The 19,298-nt window shown below is 67.1% G+C and carries 21 protein-coding genes; 14 read left to right on the top strand and 7 right to left on the bottom strand.

Annotated features, from left to right (window positions below):
• Positions 1-8: 8 nt before the first annotated feature.
• On the bottom strand, positions 9-1,001 hold the full coding sequence (locus tag ACZ5YA_RS20190) for a Bug family tripartite tricarboxylate transporter substrate binding protein (RefSeq protein WP_118933448.1): 993 nt from the start codon (positions 999-1,001) through the stop codon (positions 9-11).
• A 180-nt stretch (positions 1,002-1,181) separates the two neighbouring features.
• Entirely contained in the window at positions 1,182-1,427 is a 246-nt protein-coding gene (locus ACZ5YA_RS20185) for a hypothetical protein (protein WP_054455066.1), read from the bottom strand.
• A 198-nt stretch (positions 1,428-1,625) separates the two neighbouring features.
• Here ACZ5YA_RS20185 and ACZ5YA_RS20180 point away from each other — a divergent pair, with 198 nt between their 5' ends.
• From ACZ5YA_RS20180 to ACZ5YA_RS20125, 12 genes are all read left to right on the top strand, one after another.
• Positions 1,626-2,750: a cupin domain-containing protein gene (locus tag ACZ5YA_RS20180; RefSeq protein ID WP_059377411.1), complete on the top strand. Its 1,125-nt coding sequence runs from the start codon at positions 1,626-1,628 to the stop codon at positions 2,748-2,750.
• Positions 2,751-2,838: 88 nt separating this feature from the next.
• Positions 2,839-3,750, top strand: coding sequence for a fumarylacetoacetate hydrolase family protein (locus tag ACZ5YA_RS20175; protein ID WP_251878726.1), 912 nt, complete (start codon positions 2,839-2,841; stop codon positions 3,748-3,750).
• 54 nt (positions 3,751-3,804) lie between these two features.
• Positions 3,805-4,989, top strand: coding sequence for an ABC transporter substrate-binding protein (locus ACZ5YA_RS20170; RefSeq protein ID WP_059377414.1), 1,185 nt, complete (start codon positions 3,805-3,807; stop codon positions 4,987-4,989).
• The gene (locus tag ACZ5YA_RS20165) at positions 4,986-5,900 is read left to right on the top strand and encodes a branched-chain amino acid ABC transporter permease (RefSeq protein WP_054455060.1); all 915 of its coding nucleotides are present in this window, start codon (positions 4,986-4,988) and stop codon (positions 5,898-5,900) included. Before ACZ5YA_RS20170 ends, ACZ5YA_RS20165 begins: the two co-directional genes overlap by 4 nt.
• Positions 5,897-6,883 carry a branched-chain amino acid ABC transporter permease gene (locus ACZ5YA_RS20160; protein ID WP_059377416.1) on the top strand — a complete coding sequence of 329 codons (987 nt, stop codon included), beginning with the start codon at positions 5,897-5,899 and terminating at the stop codon, positions 6,881-6,883. The genes ACZ5YA_RS20165 and ACZ5YA_RS20160 overlap by 4 nt, the downstream gene beginning before the upstream one ends.
• Positions 6,873-7,643, top strand: coding sequence for an ABC transporter ATP-binding protein (locus tag ACZ5YA_RS20155; RefSeq protein ID WP_118933451.1), 771 nt, complete (start codon positions 6,873-6,875; stop codon positions 7,641-7,643). The genes ACZ5YA_RS20160 and ACZ5YA_RS20155 overlap by 11 nt, the downstream gene beginning before the upstream one ends.
• A complete protein-coding gene (locus tag ACZ5YA_RS20150; RefSeq protein ID WP_118933469.1) occupies positions 7,630-8,322 on the top strand; it encodes an ABC transporter ATP-binding protein in 693 nt (230 codons plus the stop codon). Before ACZ5YA_RS20155 ends, ACZ5YA_RS20150 begins: the two co-directional genes overlap by 14 nt.
• 81 nt (positions 8,323-8,403) lie before the next feature.
• Complete coding sequence (locus ACZ5YA_RS20145) at positions 8,404-9,177, top strand: GntR family transcriptional regulator (RefSeq protein ID WP_118933452.1); 774 nt, start codon at positions 8,404-8,406, stop codon at positions 9,175-9,177.
• On the top strand, positions 9,170-10,054 hold the full coding sequence (locus tag ACZ5YA_RS20140) for an alpha/beta hydrolase (protein ID WP_059377423.1): 885 nt from the start codon (positions 9,170-9,172) through the stop codon (positions 10,052-10,054). Before ACZ5YA_RS20145 ends, ACZ5YA_RS20140 begins: the two co-directional genes overlap by 8 nt.
• A gap of 31 nt (positions 10,055-10,085) precedes the next feature.
• On the top strand, positions 10,086-11,000 hold the full coding sequence (locus ACZ5YA_RS20135) for a LysR family transcriptional regulator (protein WP_059377426.1): 915 nt from the start codon (positions 10,086-10,088) through the stop codon (positions 10,998-11,000).
• Between the two features lie 150 nt (positions 11,001-11,150).
• On the top strand, positions 11,151-12,140 hold the full coding sequence (locus ACZ5YA_RS20130) for a Bug family tripartite tricarboxylate transporter substrate binding protein (RefSeq protein ID WP_059377429.1): 990 nt from the start codon (positions 11,151-11,153) through the stop codon (positions 12,138-12,140).
• 49 nt (positions 12,141-12,189) lie between these two features.
• Positions 12,190-13,134, top strand: a complete 945-nt coding sequence (locus ACZ5YA_RS20125; RefSeq protein WP_059377431.1) for a M14 family metallopeptidase — start codon at positions 12,190-12,192, stop codon at positions 13,132-13,134.
• A gap of 16 nt (positions 13,135-13,150) precedes the next feature.
• Here the strand turns inward: ACZ5YA_RS20125 and ACZ5YA_RS20120 are convergent, their stop codons facing one another.
• From ACZ5YA_RS20120 to ACZ5YA_RS20110, 3 genes are all read right to left on the bottom strand, one after another.
• Positions 13,151-13,672, bottom strand: a complete 522-nt coding sequence (locus ACZ5YA_RS20120; protein WP_059377434.1) for a lipocalin family protein — start codon at positions 13,670-13,672, stop codon at positions 13,151-13,153.
• An 81-nt stretch (positions 13,673-13,753) separates the two neighbouring features.
• Positions 13,754-15,325 carry a glutamate--cysteine ligase gene (gshA, locus tag ACZ5YA_RS20115; RefSeq protein WP_464091141.1) on the bottom strand — a complete coding sequence of 524 codons (1,572 nt, stop codon included), beginning with the start codon at positions 15,323-15,325 and terminating at the stop codon, positions 13,754-13,756.
• Between the two features lie 32 nt (positions 15,326-15,357).
• Positions 15,358-16,251 carry an alpha/beta hydrolase gene (locus ACZ5YA_RS20110; protein WP_187524003.1) on the bottom strand — a complete coding sequence of 298 codons (894 nt, stop codon included), beginning with the start codon at positions 16,249-16,251 and terminating at the stop codon, positions 15,358-15,360.
• Between the two features lie 60 nt (positions 16,252-16,311).
• Here ACZ5YA_RS20110 and ACZ5YA_RS20105 point away from each other — a divergent pair, with 60 nt between their 5' ends.
• Complete coding sequence (locus ACZ5YA_RS20105; RefSeq protein ID WP_464091140.1) at positions 16,312-16,851, top strand: hypothetical protein; 540 nt, start codon at positions 16,312-16,314, stop codon at positions 16,849-16,851.
• Here the strand turns inward: ACZ5YA_RS20105 and ACZ5YA_RS20100 are convergent.
• Positions 16,841-17,080 (bottom strand): helix-turn-helix domain-containing protein, encoded by a 240-nt coding sequence (locus ACZ5YA_RS20100; protein ID WP_118933458.1) that lies wholly within the window; start codon positions 17,078-17,080, stop codon positions 16,841-16,843. The two genes, ACZ5YA_RS20105 and ACZ5YA_RS20100, sit on opposite strands and share 11 nt — an antisense overlap.
• Positions 17,081-17,291: 211 nt before the next feature.
• Between ACZ5YA_RS20100 and ACZ5YA_RS20095 the strand changes: the two genes are divergently transcribed.
• Entirely contained in the window at positions 17,292-18,188 is an 897-nt protein-coding gene (locus ACZ5YA_RS20095; RefSeq protein WP_059377444.1) for an AEC family transporter, read from the top strand.
• A gap of 93 nt (positions 18,189-18,281) precedes the next feature.
• Here the strand turns inward: ACZ5YA_RS20095 and ACZ5YA_RS20090 are convergent, their stop codons facing one another.
• Positions 18,282-19,289 (bottom strand): Ldh family oxidoreductase, encoded by a 1,008-nt coding sequence (locus tag ACZ5YA_RS20090; RefSeq protein WP_059377446.1) that lies wholly within the window; start codon positions 19,287-19,289, stop codon positions 18,282-18,284.
• Between the last annotated feature and the right edge of the window lie 9 nt (positions 19,290-19,298).

The raw sequence follows: 19,298 nt of genomic DNA, 5'->3' as shown, positions 1-19,298 counted from the left end.
CCTGTGCCTCAATCCTGGCCCGCTTGAGACGCCGCGATGATCTGCCGCCACGCCACGGTATCGCGCTGTATCTTCTGCGCAAACGCGTCGGGGCCGTTACCTACCGGTTTCGCAATCTGCCTCGCAAACGTTTCCCGCAACGAGGGCTGGGCCAATGCTTGCTGCACGCTGCGAGCGACCTTGGCGGTGATCTCATGCGGCGTGTCGCGCGGCGCGCAAATACCTACCCAGCCCACGAAGCCCAAGTCGTCCAGGCCCTGTTCGGCCAAGGTCGGTACGGACGGCATCTGTGGCAGGCGTTGATCGGCGCTGACGCCCAGTCCCTTGACGCGGCCAGACTCGATGAAGGGCAGCGCTGAAATAATGCTGTCCATCATCAGGTTCACGCGTCCCGTGGCGAGATCCGCATAGGCGGGCGTGGATCCGCGGTACGGCACGTGCAGCATGTTCAGGCCATTGCGCGCGCTGATCGTCCGGCCTGCAAGATGAGGCATGGTGTTCGTGCCGCCCGAGGCGTAGCCGTATTTGCCGGGCGCCTGTTTGGCGGCCGCGATGAATTCCTGGAGATTGGTAGCGGATACGCCCGGATCGGCCACCCAGACCGTCGGCGTATCGGCAATATGGACGACCGGAGCCAGATCCTCGACGCGGTACGGCAAGCTGGGATAGAGCGCTGTTGCCACGACCAGACTGCTGGTCGAGCAGAGCAGCAGCGTGTAGCCATCGGGGTGTGCCCGGGCGACGGTCGCAGAGCCTATGGTGCCGCCCGCGCCCGGCCGGTTTTCGACGACCAGAAGCTGGCCCAGCGCCTGGCCTGCGGGGCCTGCGATCTGGCGCGCTACTGCGTCATTGCCTCCACCTGGGGGAAAAGGCACGACCAGCGTCACGGGTCTGCTCGGCCAGTCGGAGGACTCCGGCGAATGCGCCGCATGCGTCAGGGCGCAAGCCAGGGACAGGAGTCCGGCCGTGGTGGCGCGGAGCAAGGGGAGTTGGCGGATCATGCGGCTTCTTGGTGGCAAGGTGGGTAGGCGATTTGCACGTAACCCCGCATCCTGTCGGACATCCTTGCCCTAGTGAAGCTAGAAAATATTCATTCCAATCAAAGAAAATTCATGACACGGCCCAGCGGCGATCAGTCGTTGCCGCCGGGCCGGGGTCGACGCCGCACGGCGGACTCGCGTTCAATCGTCCAGTGCCGGTACGGTCCCGATCTGGGCGAGGATGCGCGGCGATTCCATGTCGCCGGTTTCCTTGTCCACCAGTACTTCGTAGGCGGCGACGCCGGCGAACTTGGAGGCCATGGAGTTGGCGATGCGTATGGCGCCGAACTCGCTGCTGGCGGCGCGGATTTCACCGGGCGCGACGCCATCGGCGGCGGCGCGGTAGGGAACGACGATGTACTGGACGAGATGGGCAGCTTCTGACACAGGGTTCTCCTGGACGACAGTTTTTTGGGCGAGCGAAATGTATCACGTTGTACTGTGTTTTTGTACAGTATTGTTTGGCGGCGCGCCAACAATTTTCAGGCGGCCTGGGAAAACCCCTAGCGCGCACTCGTTGCCCGATTTTCAGCTGGCCTCTATTATTTTCGAAAATATTCGAACTTTTATAAAAAGAGGCAAGGGATGGAAGCGAACCGCTATGACGCGTACCGCGAGGACACCATAGGCCGCGCCAATGTGGCCGACTCGCCCGAGCTGATCGCCTATTACCAGGAGCTGGCCCGCCTGGAGACGGGCGCCCTGTGGACGGTGGCGAACAAGATCGAACCGTGGGCGCCGCGGTCTGCCTCGGTGCCGGTGGTGTGGCGCTACCAGGACCTGCGCGGCCACGTGCTGCGTTCGTCCGAGCTGGTTTCGCCCGAAGAGGCGGGCCGGCGCGTGATCTACCTGAACAACCCGGGCCGGCGCGACGTGGCCGCCGCCGTGGGCTGGCTGTATTCGGGCCTGCAGGTCATGAAGCCGGGCGAACTGGCTTCCGCCCACAAGCATTCGCATTCGGCGCTGCGCTTCATCATGGAAGGGCGGGGCGCCTTCACGGTGGTCGACGGCCACAAGATGACGCTGGGCGCGAACGATTTCGTGCTGACGCCCAACGGCACCTGGCACGAGCATGGCGTGGCCGAAGACGGCACCACCTGCATCTGGCAGGACGGCCTGGACATCCCGCTGGTCAACGCCATGGAAGCCGGCTTCTATGCCGTGCATCCCGACTTGAACCAGACCGTGACCTATCCGGTCGACGACACCAGCGCAGCCTGGGCCAATCCGGCGCTACGGCCCCAGGTGTCCGGTTGGACCAAGCCCTATTCGCCGCTCTTCAAGTACGAATGGGAGCCCACCTACGAGGCGCTGCGCCGCTATGCGCGCACCACTGCGGGCAGCCCCTACGACGGCATCCTGCTCGAATACGTCAACCCGGCCACGGGCGGCCCGGTCATGCCCACCATCGGCGCCAGCATGCAGCTGCTGCGGCCCGGCGAGCACACCAAGGCCCACCGCCATACCGGCAGCTTCATCTACCAGGTGGCCAAGGGCAGCGGCTATTCCATCATCGACGGCAAGCGCTATGACTGGACCGAGCGCGACATCTTCTGCGTGCCCTCGTGGGCCATCCATGAACACGTCAATCTTTCATCGAACGACGACGCCTGCCTGTTCAGCTTCAACGACCTGCCCGTGATGCGCGCGCTGGCGCTTTACCGCGAAGAAGCGGTCAAGGAAAACGACGGCCATCAAGTGCTGATCTAGCGCCGCCCGTTCCCTCCCGAATTTTCATCCGCCGCGCGGGCTTGGCCCGCGCGCTTGACTCAACTCGTCCTGAATCAATGGAGTTCTTATGCGCTTGGTAACTTTTCGCGCTCACCCCACCGCCGCTGCCCGCCTGGGCGCGCTGGCCGAAGGCTATGTGATCGACCTGGCCCTGCTGGGGCGCGCCGGCGGCGTGGACCTGCCTGACGACATGCTGGCTTTCATCGACCTCGGTCCCGTGGCGGTGGCGCAGGCCAGCAAGCTGATGGAGGCCTATCGCGGCAACTGGCCCGTGGGCAGCGCGCTGCCGCAGGAGAACGTCAAGCTGCTGGCGCCGATTCCGCGTCCGCGCAAGAACATCTTCGGCATCGGCCTGAACTACGTGGAGCACGTGGAGGAATCCAGCCGCACGCTGGATACCTCGGCCGACCTGCCCAAGCAGCCGGTGATCTTCTCCAAGCCGCCCACCACGGTCATCGGCCCGGGCGACGCCATCGAGCACAACGCCAAGATCACGCAGCAGCTGGATTGGGAAGTGGAGCTGGCCGTGATCATGGGCCGCCGCGCTTCGCGCGTGGCCGAGGCCGATGCGCTGTCGTACGTGTTCGGCTACAGCGTGATGCTGGACATGAGCGCGCGCGATTGCCGCCGCGCCGGCCAGTGGATCTATTCCAAGGGCATGGACACCTACGCGCCCTTCGGCCCGTGCATCGTGACCGCCGACGAGATCCCGGATCCGCAGGTGCTGGACCTGTGGCTCACGGTCAACGGCGAAAAGAAGCAGGGCTCCAACACGCGGCACATGCTGTTCAAGGTGCCGTTCCTGATCTCGGATATCAGCGCGGGCATCACGCTGGAACCGGGCGACATCATCGCCACCGGTACGCCGGAAGGCGTGGGCGCGGGACGCAAGCCCCAGGAATGGTTGTGGCCGGGCGACGTGGTGGTGGCCTGCGTGGAAGGCATCGGCACGCTGCGCCATCCGGTGGTGGCGGTCTAAAACGCCCGGCCGCCGACGCGGGCGGCGGGCAACGCAGTCTCCAAGGGGAAAAACATGATCAAGAAACAGATACTGGGCGGCGCGTTGTCCGTCGCGCTGGGCGCAGCGGCGTCCATGGGAGCGGCCCATGCCGCGGAACCGGTCAAGATCGGCTTCATCGCCACCTTGTCCACGCCGGCGGGCTACATCGGCGAAGACGAGCGCGATGCGTTCAACCTGGCCATCAAGCAGGGCGGCGGCAAGCTGGGCGGCGTGCCCGTGCAACTGGTGATCGAGGACGACGGCCTGAAGCCCGCCAACGCCAAGCAGGCAGCCGACCGCCTGCTGCAATCGGGCGTCAAGCTCTATACCGGCGTGAACTTCTCCAACGTGCTGGCGGCGGTCGTGCCCAGCGTGGTGAAGTCGGGCGCGTTCTACGTCAGCCTGAATCCCGGCCCGTCGAACTTCGCGGGCGAAAAGTGCGATCCCAATTACTTCGTGGCGTCCTACCAGAACGACGCCTTCCACACGGCCGGCGGCGTGGCGGCCAACGAACTGGGCTACAAGAAGGTCGTCCTGCTGGCGCCCAACTACCAGGCGGGCCGCGACGCCATCGAAGGCTTCAAGCGCACCTACAAGGGCGAGGTGGTCGCCGAGATCTACACCAAGCTCGACCAGTCGGACTTCTCGGTGGAGCTGGCGCGCCTGCGTTCGCTGGCGCCCGACGCCATCTATCAGTTCCATCCGGGCGGCACGGGCATCAACTTCGTCAAGCAGTACGCGGCGGCCGGGCTGAACAAGAGCATCCCGATGCTGATGCCCAGCTTCTCGATGGATGCGCGCATGATCCAGGCCACGGGCGACGCCTCGGCCGGCGCCTACATCACCGGCATCTGGTCGCAGGACTTCGACAACGCGCAATCCAAGGCCTTCGTGCAGGCGTTCAAGGACGCCTACGGCCGCGTGCCGACGGACTACGCCATGCAGGCCTACGACACCGCGCAGCTGATCGGCGCGGGCCTGAAGGCCACCGGCGGCGACCTGTCCAAGGCCGCGGACTTCCGCGCCGCGCTGCGCAAGCCTGAGTTCACGTCGCTGCGCGGCAAGTTCAGCATGAACACCAACCAGCATCCGATCCAGGATCTGTACCTGATGCGCATCGAGAAGGATAGCGACGGCAGCCTGTCGCCGAAGCTGGTCCGCAAGCTGGTGTCCGATGACAAGGACGCCTACGCGCAACTCTGCAAGATGCCGTCATGACGCTTCTGTTTGAACAGCTGCTCAACGGGCTGCAGTTCGGCGCCATGCTGTTTATGCTGGCGGCCGGACTGACGCTGATCTTCGGCATCATGGGCGTGGTCAACCTGACGCACGGGTCGTTCTACATGGTGGGGGCGTATTGCGCGGCCTACGCCATCGGCACCACCGGCTCGTTCCTGGCGGGCGTGCTGGCGGCGTTGCTGGGGGCGGGCCTGTATGGCATTTCCGTCGAAGTGGTGGTGATACGCAAGCTGTACAAGCGGGATCACCTCTACCAGGTGCTGGCCACCTTCGGCCTGCTGCTGTTCTCCAACGAAGCGGTCAGCCTGATCTTCGGCCGGCGTCCGCCGCTGGTGGGCATCCCAAGCTTCCTGGAAGGCGCGGTGACGCTGGCGCCGGGGTTCCAGTATCCGCTGATCCGCCTGTCGTTCATCGCCATAGGCGCGCTGGTGGCCGTGGGCCTGTGGTGGCTGGTCAACCGCACGCGCATCGGCATGCTGATCCGCGCGGGCGCCGACGACCGCGAGATGGTCGACGCGTTAGGCATAGACATCCGCAAGCTCTACACGCTGGTGTTTGGCTTGGGCGCCTTGCTTTGCGGCCTGGCCGGCGTGATGGCCGCGCCGCTGCTGGCGGTCGAAATCGGCATGGGCGAGCGCATCCTGATCACCACCTTCGTGGTCATCGTGATCGGCGGCGTGGGATCGGTGCGTGGCGCGTTGGCCGGCGCGCTGTTGGTGGGCATGGTGGACAGCCTGGGGCGTGCCTTCCTGCCCCAGCTGCTGTCGACGATGTTCTCGCCCGCCACCGCGGACCCGCTGGCGGCAGGCATGGCTTCCGCCAGCATCTATGTATTGATGGCGATCGTGCTGATTGCCAAGCCGGGTGGACTGTTCCCGGCGCGAGGATGAAGATGGCATACACACTTACGAACCGCGCCCGCTGGGGCCTGGCGGGTCTGGCGGTGCTGATCCTGCTGCCGGCCGCGGCGCTGGCCTCGGGCTCGCCGTTCCTGATCGGCGTGGTGACGCGCTTTCTGATCTACGGCCTGGCGGCGGTCAGCCTGGACCTGGTGATCGGCTATGGCGCCATGGTCAGTTTCGGCCATGCCATGTTCTTCGGGCTGGGCGGTTATGCGGTTGGCATCATTGCCTTCCATACTTCGGAAGCCGGCCCGATCTTCGGCTGGGCCGGCAGCAACGCCGCGCTGGTGGTGTGGCCGATAGCGCTCATCGTGTGCGCGCTGGCCGGCTGGCTGTTCGGCTATCTGGCGCTGCGCACGCGCGGCGTGCAGTTCATCATGATCACGCTGGCGTTCGGCCAGATGGTGTACTTCGTGCTGGTGTCGCTGCAGTTCTACGGCGGCGATGACGGCCTGATGATTCCGCAGCGCAATGAGCTGCCCGGCATCAATCTGGAAAGCCCCATGGTTTTCTACTATGTGTGCCTGGCGCTGCTGACCCTGTGGACGCTGCTGTGCATCCGCGTGACCAACTCGCGCTTCGGCATGGTGCTGCAGGCGCTGCGCCAGAGCGAGCGGCGCGCCATCAACCTGGGCGTGGCGCCCACGCCGTACCGGCTCAGCGCCTTCGTGCTGTCGGCGGTGGGCACGGGGCTGGCTGGCGTGCTGTGGGCCAACTATGCCGGGCTGGTGACGCCCGACATGGCGGCCTGGACCAAGTCCGGCGAACTCATGGCCATCGTCATCCTGGGCGGCGTGGGCACCTTGCTGGGGCCGATCGCGGGCGCGGCGGTGTTCCTGGGGCTGGAGCAGATGCTGTCGTCCCTGACCGAGCACTGGCTGCTGTACATGGGGCCCATCCTGGTGCTGGTGGTGCTGTGGGGCCAGAAGGGCCTGTTCGGAAAACTGCTGGAGACGCGCCATGCCGACTGACGCAAGCGCGAGCCTGTTGCGCCTGACGCAGCTGCGCAAGGCCTTCGATGCGGTGGTGGCTACCAACGGCGTGGACCTGGACGTGCGCGCCGGCGAGATCCACGCCATCATCGGCCCCAACGGCGCGGGCAAGTCCACTCTGATCGCGCAGATCTGCGGCGAGATCCGGCCGGATTCCGGCACCATCCATCTGGACGGACAGGACGTGACCGGGCTGCGCGCCTTCGAGCGTGCGCGCCTGGGGCTGGGCCGCTCGTTCCAGATCACCGAGCTGTGCCAGGAATACACCGCGCTGGAGAACGTGATCCTGTCGCGCATGCTCAAGGGCGGCCGCGCCTTCCAGGCCTGGTCCAACCCGCGCCATGATGCGGCGTTGAAGACCGAGGCCATGCAGTGGCTGAAGCATGTGGGGCTGGAGGACCGGCGCCACGTGCGTTCGGCGGACCTGGCGCACGGCGAGAAGCGGCAGCTGGAGCTGGCGGTTGCGCTGGCGCGTTCGCCGCGGTTGCTGCTGCTGGACGAGCCCATGGCCGGCATGGGGCCCGAGGAATCGGCGCGCATGACGCGGCTCTTGCAAGGCATGAAGGGCGACTACGGCATCCTGCTGGTGGAACACGACATGGACGCGGTCTTCGCGCTGGCCGACCGCATCAGCGTGCTGGTCTATGGCCGCGTGGTGTTCAGCGGTTCGCCCGAGGAGGTGCGCCGCCATCCGGAGGTGCGCGCGGCGTATCTGGGAGAAGAACATGTTGAAGGTTGAAGGGCTGACTGGCGGCTACGGTTCCAGCAAGGTCCTGTTCGGCATGTCGTTCGAGGCCAGCGAAGGCGAGGTGATCTCGCTGATCGGGCGCAACGGCATGGGCAAGACCACCACGATCAAGACCCTGATGGGCATGCTGCCCGCCACCGGCGGCGCGGTGCAGTTCCGCGGCCAGACGCTGGGCCGTTCCGCGCCCAGCAGCGTGGCGCGCCTGGGGGTGGGGCTGGTGCCGGAGGGCCGGCGCGTGTTCGGTTCACTGACGGTGCAGGAAAATCTGGTGGCGACCTCGCGCGCCGCGCCGGGGGGATGGGACCTGGAGCGCGTCTACACGCTGTTCCCGCGCTTGAAAGAGCGCCGCGGGCAGTCATCGCGCACGCTATCGGGCGGCGAACAGCAGATGCTGGTGGTGGGGCGCGCGCTCATGACCAACCCCAAGCTCCTGATCCTGGACGAAGCCACCGAGGGGCTGGCGCCGCTGATCCGCCAGGAGATCTGGCGCTGCCTGCGGGCGCTGAAGGCCGAAGGCCAGACCATCCTGGTGATCGACAAAAACCTGCCCGAGATGGCGACGCTGGTCGACCGCCATTACATCGTGGACAAGGGCCGGGTAGCCTGGTCGGGGCGGCCCGCCGAGCTGTCCGCCCAGCCCGAGCTGGCGCAGCGTTACCTGGGTATTTGAGCAGGCCGCGCGGCCCTGGGGCGCGGGTAGAATGGGCCGCGCGCGGATACGCGCCCCGGCTGCAGACATCTGGAGACCATCTTGAAGCCTAGAATCAAAGCTTCCCGCCAGGACGATCCCGGATCGGACGGGAGCGCCGGCGTGGAGGAAATCACGCTGTCCGAGCAGGTCTACCGCCTGCTGCGGCGCGACATCATGCGCGGCGCCTTCGCGCCGGGCCAGTCCTTGCGGCTGGAACTGCTGAAGCAGCGCTACGGCAGCAGCTTCTCTCCCATCCGCGAAGCCCTCAACCGCCTGCGCAGCGAGCGCATGGTCATCAGCACCACGTCGCGCGGCTTCAGCATCGCGCCCTTGTCGGTCGAGGAAATGTGGGACGCCTGTGAAACCCGCATACTGATCGATTGCGACGCGCTGCGCCGCTCGCTGGCCAATGCCGACGACGCCTGGGAAACGCGCCTGGTTGGCGCGTACCATGCGCTGACGCTGGCCGCGCAGCGGGCCGAGGCCGCCGCCGAACCTTCGGAAGAACTGGACGAACTGCTGGAGGCGCGCCACCTGGAATTCCACCACGCGCTGATCGGCGCCTGCCGCTCCCATTGGCTGCTGGACCTGTCCACCCAACTCTACGCGCAGACTGAGCGCTACCGCCGCCCGGCGCGCGCCGGTGCGACCGCCTACGGACCGGAGCGCAACGTGGACGACGAACATCGTCAGCTGCTGGACGCCGCCGTTGCGCGTGACGTGGAAGGTTCGGTCGCCATGCTGGCCGCGCACTACCGCAAGACCGCGCAGTTCATCGAACGCATCATTTCCCAGCCCCAATCGCAGCCCACATCGCAGGCCAGGCATGCATAACACCGACATCGATCTCTTCTTTCCCACCATCGCCGAGCGCGAGGTGCAATACAACGCGCGCGAATCGGTGCCGGATTTCGACGCCTGCGTGCGCCGGTATGCCGAGTCCTCGGCGCGGGTGCGCACGCGCCGCCCCGGCGTGCTGGACCTGCGCTACGGCATGGGCCAGGACGAGCGGCTGGACCTGTTCCTGCCCGCCGCCTCGCAGGCGCCGGCGCCGCTGTTCGTGTTCATCCATGGCGGCTATTGGCGCGCGCAGCGCAAGGAAGACGCTCCGGTAATGGCCGAGGCCTTCAACGCCGCGGGCGCCGCGGTGGCTACCCTGGAATACACGTTGGTGCCCGAGGCCACCTTGGGCGAAGTGGTGCGCGAGGTGCGTTCCGCCGTGGCCTGGCTGTATCGCAACGTGGCGGCCTATGGCGTGGATCCCGAGAGGATCTACGTCAGCGGCAGCTCGGCGGGCGGCCATCTGGCCGGCATGCTGGTCGCGCCGGCGTGGCAGGCGCGCTACGGCGTGCCGGACGACGTGATCAAGGGCACGCTGGCGTTGAGCGGGCTGTTCGACCTGCGTCCGCTGTGCGACGTCCTGCCCAACACCTGGCTGCAGCTCACGCCCGAGCAAGCCGCGCATCAAAGCCCGATCTTCCATCTGCCGGAACGCGCGGGCCCGATGCTGCTGGCCGTGGGCGGGTTGGAGACCCAGGGCTTCAAGAACCAGACGGCGGCATACGAAGCAGCCTGGAATGCCGCAGGGCTGGCTTCCACCCGCATCCCGACGCCGCACTGCAACCATTTCGACCTGGTCAATGAGCTGGAAGATCCGGACAGCGATCTGACCCGCGCCACCCTGGCAATGATGGGGCTGGGCGCCAAGTGAAGGGCCGGCCGATGGCGTAAGCTTGACGTCCATGGCCGACCTGAAACTCCTTGAAGATCTGATTGCCCTGGCGCAGACCGGCAGCTTCGTGCGTGCGGCCGAGCTGCGCCACGTCACCCATCCTGCGTTCGGACGGCGCATCCGCGCGCTGGAGGCCTGGGCCGGCGCGCCATTGATCGAACGTCAGCGCCTGCCTGTGGTCCTGACCGCCGAAGGCGAGGCCTTGCTCAAGACTGCGACGCAGGTGGTGGAGCAGATGGCGCAGGTGCGTCATCGCATCCGCAGTTTCGGCGCAGGCGGCGAGGCGGTGCTGCGCATTGCCACCGGCCGCAGCCTGGCCCGGACGCTGGTGGCCGACTGGATTGCGCGCCTGCGCCACCGCACGCCCAAGGTGTTGACCGAGGGCACGCAGGTCGAGCTGTCCACCGGCATGATGCAGGACATGGCGGCCCGGCTGGAGCAGGGCAGGGTGGACCTGCTGTGCTGCTATGAGCATCCGGCTCTGTCCGTGCAGCTGAGCCCAGGACGCTACCGCTACATGACCTTGGGCACCGACAAGCTCGTGCCCGTCAGTCAGGCGGATTCACGCGGCCGGCCCCGTTACGTGCTGCAGGAAGGCGGTCCGTCCGTGCCCTTGATCACCTATGCGGGCGGCCTGGCCATGGAGCGCATCGTGGGAGACCGCCTGGAGGCCACGCCCTACGCCCTGGCGCCATTTCTGCGCAGCGATTCGCTGGACGCGGCGCATGGCGCGGTTGCCAAGGGCCTGGGCGTGGCCTGGCTGCCCTGGTCCATGGTGGCGGCGGATTGCCGCCGCGGCGCGCTGGCCGCCCTGGGCGGCCGCAGCGAGGAAATCTCGTTCGAGGTGCGGCTGTACCGGTCGCGGGCGCGCCTGGCTGACCTGGCCGAAGCGGCCTGGGAAGCCACGGCCAGCCGCAAGGCCTGAAATCCGCTGGTCGCGCGCCAGGCGTGTGCCGAATCCGCACGGCAATGTGTCGATTCGGCACGAAATATCCCTGGTGTACGCCCGAGAATAGCTCCCGAAACATCAAATGAGACGGCGCCGCCGTCCGCCTCAGCACCCCAGGGAGAAAACATGAAATCCGTCCTGCATCCGTTGCGCGGCGCGCTAGCCGCTATCTGTGCCGTCTCTGCGCTGGCCGCGGCGTCTTCCGCCCACGCCGAGTATCCCGAACGCGCCATCTCGCTGGTGGTCGGCTACCCGGCGGGCGGCAGCGTGGACCTGACCGCGCGCCTGTTCGGCGAAGAGCTGGCCAAGCGCCTGGGCCAGAGCGTGGTGGTCGAGAACGTGGGCGGCGCCGGCGGCACCATCGGCGCGCAGCGCGTGGCGCGCGCCGCGCCCGACGGCTACACGCTGCTGCTGGGCTCCACCAATGAAATGGTCATCGCCAGCATGATCAACAATGCGGTCAAGTACGACAGCGTGAAGGACTTTTCGCCGTTGGGCGTGATTGCCTCGCAGCCCATGCTGCTGGCCGCCAGCAAGAATTCGGGCGTGAAGACCGCCGCCGAGTATCTGCAGAAGCTGCGCGCCGCCGCGCCCGGCAGCTTCAACTACGGTTCTTCCGGCGTGGGCACGACCCTGCACCTGGCCGGCGAAATGATCAACCAGTCGACCGGCACGCGCGCCGAGCACGTGCCGTACCGCGGCGTGGCGCCGCTGGTGACGGACCTGATGAGCGGCCAGCTGGACTACGGCATGCTGGTGCTGTCCTCGGGCCTGCCGCAAGTGCGCGCCGACAAGATCGTGGCGCTGGGCGTGACCGAGAAGAAGCGTTCGCCAGTGGCGCCGGACCTGCCTGCCTTGGCTGAAACCCCGGGGTTCGAATCCGTGGACATCAGCGTCTGGTTCGCGCTCTATGGCCCGGCCGGCCTGCCGGAGCCGGTGGCGGCCAAGCTGCGCAGCGCGCTGGCCGAGACGCTGAAGTCGGAGCAGTTCCGCGCCAAGATGCAGGAAGCCGGCGGCGTGCTGTCGCAACCGGGCCTGGACCCGGCGGCCTATCAGGCCGAGGAAACCAGGAAGTACGGCGCGCTGGTCAAGGCCGCCAAGATCGAAGCCCAGTGATTCGAAACCGGATCATCGCAACACCCTAGCACCGCAGCGGACGACATCCATGGAATTCAAGCTTCCCGTACCCGACCTGAGCGCCGAGCGCGCCGGCAATACCGGCACCCCTGGCGTGTGGCATTTCGATTCAGGCCTGCCGGGGCGCGCGTTGATGCTGTCCGCGCTGGTGCACGGCAACGAGCTGTGCGGCGCCTGGGCCTTGAAGGACCTGCTGGCGGCGGGCCTGCGGCCGCGCCGCGGCAGCCTGACGCTGGCGTTCTGCAATCTCGATGCGTTCGACCGTTTCGACCATGCCAACCACGATGCGTCGCGCTTCGTCGCCGAGGACATGAACCGCGTCTGGAGCGCCGAGCGCCTGGACAACCCCACGACGCCGGACCGCCGGCGCGGCGCCGAACTGCGTCCCTGGGTGGAGCGCGCGGATTGGCTGCTGGACCTGCACTCCATGCATGAACCGGGCGCGCCTTTGCTGCTGACCGGCGTTCTGCCGCGCAACATCGCGCTGGCGCGCAGGCTGAAGGCGCCGCAGCACGTGATCGTGGACGCGGGCCACAAGGACGGCGTGCGCATGCGCGACTTCGGCCAGTTCGGCGATCCGGCCCGCGAAGACGCCTGCGCCTTGCTGATCGAATGCGGTTTCCATGGCGAGCTGGCTGCGCGCGACGTGGCGCGCGACATGGTGGCGCGCATGTTGCTGGAATCGGGCGTGGCGGATGCGGCGGACGTGCCGGCGGGCTGGCTGTTGCCGGACGCCGAAAACCAGCGCGTGCTGGAAGTGACGGACGCGGTGGTTGCGCCGTCCATGGACCTGCGCTTCTCGCAGCCCTGGACGGGCCTGGAGACGTTCGAGCGGGCCGGCTCGACGATAGGCTGGGCCGACGGCCAGCCCATCGTGACGCCGTACGATCAATGCACGCTGGTCATGCCGTCGTTGCGGCAGCTGAAGCCGGGCGTAACGGTGCTGCGGCTGGCACGCGATTACGCGGGATAGAGCGCCGCAGCGCGTCTTACTTCTGAGGCGTAAACCGCAGTTCGTCCAGTTGATAGCCCTGGGCCTTGGCCGCATCCAGGGCCTTGTCCAGTTCTTCCTTGGGCAGCTGCGGCGAGCGCGACAGGATCCACAGGTATTTCCGGTCCGGGGTCCCGACCACCGACCAGCGGTATTCGGGGTCCAGGCCGATGACCCAGTAATCGCCCTTGAACGGCTTGAAGAACGAGACTTCCAGCTTGGCGTTGTTGCTGCCTTCCACCACGTTGGCGGTGCCCGAGGCGGAATCGATGTCGCCATCCTTGGTGCGGCAGCGGTTGTTCACGCCGACCGTGCCGTCGGGATGCGCGGTGTATTCAGCGGTGGTGTCTCCCACGCAGTCGCGCTGGAAGAACATGGGGAAATTCGCGATCTCGTACCACATGCCTGCGTAACGCTTCAGGTCCACCGATTCCACGGTTTGCATGGGCGGCGGTGCGGCATGGACTACCCCCGCCACGCTGGTGGCCAAGGCCAACAGGAATGTTGCGGTGCGGCGCATGGGGAAAACCTCCTGATGTGACAGAGCGGTCCGCGCCGGCCGGCAGGCGGTCGGCGCGGATCAAAACCCTAACGATACGCCTTATTTGCGCGGGGCCTTCAGCGCGGCGTGGTAGCGGGCCACATAGGTATCGAAATCCTCGGTGTCCGATTGCTCCAGGCGCAGCTGTTCCGCCGTGGATTGCGCGGCGGCCTGTTCATAGGCTGCCGCCAGGTCGGCCGGCAAGGCCTGGGCGCGCAGCGCGTCGGCATGCTTGCGGCTGAGGTCCAGCGAATAGTCATGGAACGACAGGCCGCTGTCGGTCAGCGAAGCCAGCAGGCGCGCCGACGGCGTGGAGTCGGGCTGGTCGAGCTTGGCGCGCTGGGCCGCCAGGGCCTCGGCATAGGCGCTGCCGCCCAGGGCGGAGTCGAACAGCGCGGCGTATGGCGCAATCTGGTCCAGCAGTTCGTGGCCCCATTGCGCCAGGCCGATGGGCTGGCCTTCGCGGTCCAGCGTCAGGCCGGGCTTGCGGCCTTCCTTGACGACGGTCGAGAAGTTGTCGGCGCTGCGCTGACAGTAGCCATTGGCGGGGAAGAAGGGGCTGTCGGACGCGGTGCAGAACAGCAGGAAGGCGTCGACGAAGCGGCTGGTGCTGGCGTCGATGCCGACCGGCGAGTTCGGGTCGATATCCAGGCAGCGTACTTCGACGTACTGCACGCCGCGTTCGGCCAGCGCCGTGATCGGGCGTTCGCAGCGGCCGGTGGCGCGCTTGGGGCGGATGCTCGAGTAGTACTCGTTTTCGATCTGCAGCACGTTGGTGTTGAGCTGGATCCATTCGCCGTCGCGGTGGGTGCCGATCTTCTGGTAGTCGGGCCAGGGCTGGGTAACGGCGTCGTACAAGCGGCCCAGGAACGTGTCCAGGTCGTTGTAGCAGAGCTTGAGCTGCGACTGCGCCTTGTTCTGGTAGCCCAGGTCGCTCATGCGCAGGCTGGTGGCATAGGGCAGGTACAGCGTGCTGTCATCCAGCTTTTTCAGCGGATGTTCGCGCCCGCGCAGGAAGTCGCTGGACAAGGCCGGGGCGGCCCCGAACAGGTACATCAGCAGCCAGGAATAGCGCGTGAAATTGCGGATCAGGCCGATGTAGCCGCGCGAACGCCGGTCCTGGGGGCTACCGGGCTGCGTGTCCAGCACGGACCACAGGTCTTCGGCCAGCGAGAAGTTGTAGTGCACGCCGGCGATGCATTGCATGGTTTTGCCGTAGCGCACGGCCAGGCCGCGGCGGTACACGTGCTTGAGCATGCCGGTGTTGGACTTGCCGTACCAGGCGATGGGGATGTCCGCTTCGGGCGGCAGCGTGGCGGGCATGGACTGGTTCCAGATCAGTTCATGGTCCAGCACGCTGTAGACGTGGCGATGGGTGTTGGTCAGTTCGGCCAGCAGCGCGTCGACGTCCTTGTGCGTGCCCGTGATCAGTTCGAGCAGGGATTCGGAGTAGTCGGTGGTGACGTGTTCGTTGGTCAGCGCGGATCCCAGGCCGGCGGGGTGCGGCTTGCGGGACAGGACACCTTGTTCGTCCACGCGCAGGCCTTCCTTTTCGATGCCCCGCAGGGTCTGGGTCAGCAGCGATCGGTTGGCCTCCAGGCGGGAGAGGCGGTTGGCGGCAGTATCAGTCACGGGTTCTTCTCGTTTGGGTCTGTCGCCGGATTTTACGGGGTGCCGGCCTCCTGTGCCGAGGGAGTCAATACTGGGGACAGGGACAATGCCTGGGCGGTGCGCGCCAGCCACTCGTCCAGGTCGGCGTAGACCGGGTCGGCGATGGGGGCGGTTTCATTGAAAATCTCGTGCCAGGCGGTGTCGTACCAGCGCAGGGTCAGCAGTTCGGCGGGGGCGCGCTGGGCGAACTGTCGGCTGCCTTCGGCAGCGACGATGGAGTCGTCGCCCGCCACCATCAGCAGGGTGCGGCAGGCCAGCAGCGGGGCTTCTCGCAGGGACTCGCGGCCGCCTTCGTCCACGAAGCGCGCCAGGCGTCCCGTCATTTGGCGCCGCACCAGCGGATCGCTGCGGTAGGCCTTGACCACGGCCGGATCGTGGGAAATGCGGGCGGGCGCCAGGCCATGGGGCACGCGCAGGTCGGGCGCATGCAGCGACATCCAGGTCAAGGTGCGCCGCACCCACGGCGGTACATGCACCACGAAGGGCGGGGAACTGAGCGCCAGGCCGTCGATCTCGGTCAGGCGGCGCAGGGCGATCCGCACCGCGACCAGGGCGCCCAGGCTGTGGCCCAGCAGGATGGGCGGGCGTCCGTGCGCCGCGGTCCAGGCCCGCAGGCGATCGACCGCATCGACGACCAGATCGTCTTCGCGGCTCAGGGTCGCGGGCCGGCCGCCGGAGCGGCCATGGCCGCGGTGGTCGTGGGCGCCCACCGTCCAGCCGCGCGCGGTCAGCCAGCGCGCCAGGCGGTCATAGCGCCCGGCATGCTCGCTAAGTCCGTGCAGCAGGTAGATACTGGGGGTGCCCAGGCCGGCGATCGGCGGGGGCACATTGGGCGCGGCTGGCCACACATAGTTGGCCAGTGGCGTGCCGTCGGGCGCGGGGGTCATCGAAATCGGCGACAATTTCTGGCTTCCTCGAAATGAATAGACAGTCCAGATCCTCGGGTAATGACGATTTCATCGCTGTTTCGTTTCATGTTCAAGAAAGCCGGCGCGATTGTCGCGCTGGCCTTGCTGATCACGGCCTGCTCGCCCAGTTACAACTGGCGCGAAGTCGACGTGGCCGACGGCCACGCGCGCGCCGCGTTTCCGGACCGGGTCACGACCGATACCCGCGACCTGAAGCTGGATACCCATACCCTGCGTTTTACCCTGGCCAGCGCGACCGTGGGCGAAGCGGTCTTTGCGGTGGGGTCGGCGCCGCTGCCGCCCGACATCGCGAAGGATCCGGCCGCCAGGCAGGCGCTGGGCATGGCGCTGATGCATTCGCTCTACGCCAACATGCAGTCGCCGCCGCCCACCGAATGGCCTGCCTATGGGCAGGACATCGAAGTCCAGGGCAAGGCCATGGGCAAGCCGGGCTGGCTGCGCGCCAGGGTTTGGGTGACCGACACCATGTTGATCGAGGCCGTGGCAGCCGGCACCGTGGAAAGCCTGCCGGCCGAGCGGGCGCATGAATTCCTGCGTTCCGTCGTCATCAAGCCGTGACGGGCGCGATCAGGCCCAGTCTCAATGCCGCGACCACCGCGGCGCGCCGGCCGCGCACGCCGAGCTTTTCGCAGGCGTTGCACAGATGGAAATTCACGGTGCTTTCACTGACGCCCAGGATGCGGGCGGTTTCCCAGCTGGTCTTGCCCATGGCGGCCCAGTGCAGGCAACTGGCCTGGCGTTCCGACAGGGGTTTGATGGGCCGGGCCGGACTTGGCCCTGCATCCACGGTTGAATTTGCGGCCGGGTTCGTGGCCGCGTTTTTGGCCGCGTTTGTGGCGAGATGCGGGGACGTGGCGGAAAGGGCGGTGGCTGGCATGGCGGTGGGGGGCAAAAGCCTGGCGATTGACGAGTTGCCCCATGCTGCCGCCCCGGCAGGCCGTCCGGCAAGCGATGATGCCTTCACGCATCAAACCTCTTATCTCTAACGGAATAAGCGCATGTCCGCCGTCGTGCAGTTCTATTTTTCATCGATCGTGCTGATGCTGCCTTTGCTCTTCTGCGCAGGCATAGGGGTGTACTGGGGCAAGCGGGACCTGCCGTTCGGCGGCTCCTTCATCACCATGCTGGTGACCTCGGTGACCACGCCCGCCCTGGTGTTCCACACATTCGTCACCACCCACCTGGACGACCGCGCGCTGGCCGACGTGGCGGTGGCGACGCTGCTGGCGCTGCTGCTGTGCGCCTTGGTGTGCGCGCTGTTGCTCAAGGCATGGAAGCTGCCGGTGCGCACGCTGTTGCCCACGGCCTTCCTGCCCAATGCCGGCAACCTCGGCTTGCCGATTTCGCAGATGGCTTTTGGCGACGCCGGCCTGTCGGTGGCGGTCGCGTTCTTCGCCGTCAGTTCCTTTGTCATGCATACCATTGCGGTGCGCCTGTTGCCGGGCGTGAACACCAAGGGCAGCTGGAAGAGTCCGATATTGCTGGCCTCCCTGGTCGCCGTGGCCCTGCGCCTCATGCACGTGCCGGTGCCCGCATGGCTGATCGAGACCTCGCGCATGCTGGGCGCGGTGACCGTGCCGCTGATGCTGCTGAGCCTGGGCCACGCGCTGGCCTTGATCCCGTCCAACGGCCTGCGCGACGGCGCCAAGGTCGCCGCCATCCGCCTGGCCGTGGGCCTGGGAGCGGGGCTGGCGGTGGTGTGGGCGCTGGATCTGGAGCCGGTGCTGGCCGGGGCGCTGAGCCTGCAGATGGCCATGCCTTGCGCGGTGGTGAGCTACATGTACGTCAAGCGCTATACGACGCAGGGCGATACCGCGGCGGGCGCGGTGCTGGTGTCGACCGTGGCGTTCCTGCTGCTGGCGCCGGTGATACTTTGGTTCAGCCGCGGGGCTTGAGCCCGGCAATTGTCGCGACGCTGTCGCGACAATTGCGATGGCCGCAAGTCCAGACGCTTGCGTGCTTCGTACCCGGCGCCCGCTGAGCTTGAGTTACGCCGCGCCCGACATCGCGCGCAACTGCGCCATCAACGCATCGGGAATCTCCACGCCGTGCTTGAGCGCTTCGTCGCGCAGTTTGCGGCGGCGGTCGCCCGGCAGGCGTACGCCTTCGTCTTCCAGCATGGCATCAACCAGGACTTCGACGCGGTCCAGATAGGCGTTGTTGCCCGCCAGGGCGCCTGGGTCGATCGCCATGAAGGCCTGGCCCAGCCGCGCCGGGCCGCCTTCGTCGACGAAGAACGATTCGGTCTCGAAGCCGAAGTGCGAGCCGGTCAGCGCGCAAGCCAGCAGTTCGACGATCAGCGCCAGCATTGCGCCCTTGACGCCGCCCGCGGGCAGCATGCTGCCCGCCAGGCCGGCCTTGGGGTCGGTGGTGGGCTGGCCGTCGGCGTCCAGCGCCCAGCCCAGGGGGATGGGCTGGTTGTCGCGGGCCGCGATCATGAGCTTGCCGCGCGCGACCTGCGACAGCGACAGGTCGATCACCAGCCGGGCGCCGCCGCGCCGTGGAAAGACGGCGGCGATGGGGTTGGTGCCGAAGAGCGGGCGCTTGCCGCCCCAGGCGGGCATGGCGGCGGGCGAGTTGCTCAGCGCCAGCCCCACCAGCCCGAGGTCGGCCAGGGCTTCGAGGTGGTAGCCGGCTTCGCCGAAGTGGTGGCTGTTGGCCACGCCGATGAAGGCCACGCCATGCTCGCGGGCGCGCAGGCCGGCCTGTTCGATCGCCATGGCGCAGGCGGGAAAGGCCAGCCCGGAGCCGGCATCAATCAGCGCGGCGCCGCCGCGCTCATGCACGATGCGCGGCACCGCCGTACCGATGGCGCGGCCGGCGCGCAGGTGCCCGGCATAGAAAGGCACGCGCGACAGGCCATGGGAGCTGAGCCCCTGGCTTTCGGCGAAGACCAGCGCGCGCGCCGTGGTGTCGGCCATGGCCGGGTTGGCGCCCGCGGCGGCCAGGCCTGCCGCTGCCAGATGTTGCAATTCGTCCAGATAGATGTGAGCCATATCCTTCTC

The sequence above is a fragment of the Achromobacter sp. JCM 18799 genome (assembly GCF_055395645.1).
Note: the sequence above shows the minus strand (reverse complement) of the source record. Positions and strands in the feature narration are given on the sequence as shown.

What these genes read in the sequence shown, in the direction of transcription:
- ACZ5YA_RS20190 (WP_118933448.1), bottom strand. Translation starts at nt 1,001, where the DNA reads ATGATCCGCCAACTCCCCTTGCTCCGCGCCACCACGGCCGGACTCCTG.
- ACZ5YA_RS20180 (WP_059377411.1), top strand. Translation starts at nt 1,626, where the DNA reads ATGGAAGCGAACCGCTATGACGCGTACCGCGAGGACACCATAGGCCGC.
- ACZ5YA_RS20175 (WP_251878726.1), top strand. Translation starts at nt 2,839, where the DNA reads ATGCGCTTGGTAACTTTTCGCGCTCACCCCACCGCCGCTGCCCGCCTG.
- ACZ5YA_RS20170 (WP_059377414.1), top strand. Translation starts at nt 3,805, where the DNA reads ATGATCAAGAAACAGATACTGGGCGGCGCGTTGTCCGTCGCGCTGGGC.
- ACZ5YA_RS20165 (WP_054455060.1), top strand. Translation starts at nt 4,986, where the DNA reads ATGACGCTTCTGTTTGAACAGCTGCTCAACGGGCTGCAGTTCGGCGCC.
- ACZ5YA_RS20160 (WP_059377416.1), top strand. Translation starts at nt 5,897, where the DNA reads ATGAAGATGGCATACACACTTACGAACCGCGCCCGCTGGGGCCTGGCG.
- ACZ5YA_RS20155 (WP_118933451.1), top strand. Translation starts at nt 6,873, where the DNA reads ATGCCGACTGACGCAAGCGCGAGCCTGTTGCGCCTGACGCAGCTGCGC.
- ACZ5YA_RS20150 (WP_118933469.1), top strand. Translation starts at nt 7,630, where the DNA reads ATGTTGAAGGTTGAAGGGCTGACTGGCGGCTACGGTTCCAGCAAGGTC.
- ACZ5YA_RS20140 (WP_059377423.1), top strand. Translation starts at nt 9,170, where the DNA reads ATGCATAACACCGACATCGATCTCTTCTTTCCCACCATCGCCGAGCGC.
- ACZ5YA_RS20135 (WP_059377426.1), top strand. Translation starts at nt 10,086, where the DNA reads ATGGCCGACCTGAAACTCCTTGAAGATCTGATTGCCCTGGCGCAGACC.
- ACZ5YA_RS20130 (WP_059377429.1), top strand. Translation starts at nt 11,151, where the DNA reads ATGAAATCCGTCCTGCATCCGTTGCGCGGCGCGCTAGCCGCTATCTGT.
- ACZ5YA_RS20125 (WP_059377431.1), top strand. Translation starts at nt 12,190, where the DNA reads ATGGAATTCAAGCTTCCCGTACCCGACCTGAGCGCCGAGCGCGCCGGC.
- ACZ5YA_RS20120 (WP_059377434.1), bottom strand. Translation starts at nt 13,672, where the DNA reads ATGCGCCGCACCGCAACATTCCTGTTGGCCTTGGCCACCAGCGTGGCG.
- ACZ5YA_RS20110 (WP_187524003.1), bottom strand. Translation starts at nt 16,251, where the DNA reads ATGACCCCCGCGCCCGACGGCACGCCACTGGCCAACTATGTGTGGCCA.
- ACZ5YA_RS20105 (WP_464091140.1), top strand. Translation starts at nt 16,312, where the DNA reads ATGACGATTTCATCGCTGTTTCGTTTCATGTTCAAGAAAGCCGGCGCG.
- ACZ5YA_RS20095 (WP_059377444.1), top strand. Translation starts at nt 17,292, where the DNA reads ATGTCCGCCGTCGTGCAGTTCTATTTTTCATCGATCGTGCTGATGCTG.
- ACZ5YA_RS20090 (WP_059377446.1), bottom strand. Translation starts at nt 19,289, where the DNA reads ATGGCTCACATCTATCTGGACGAATTGCAACATCTGGCAGCGGCAGGC.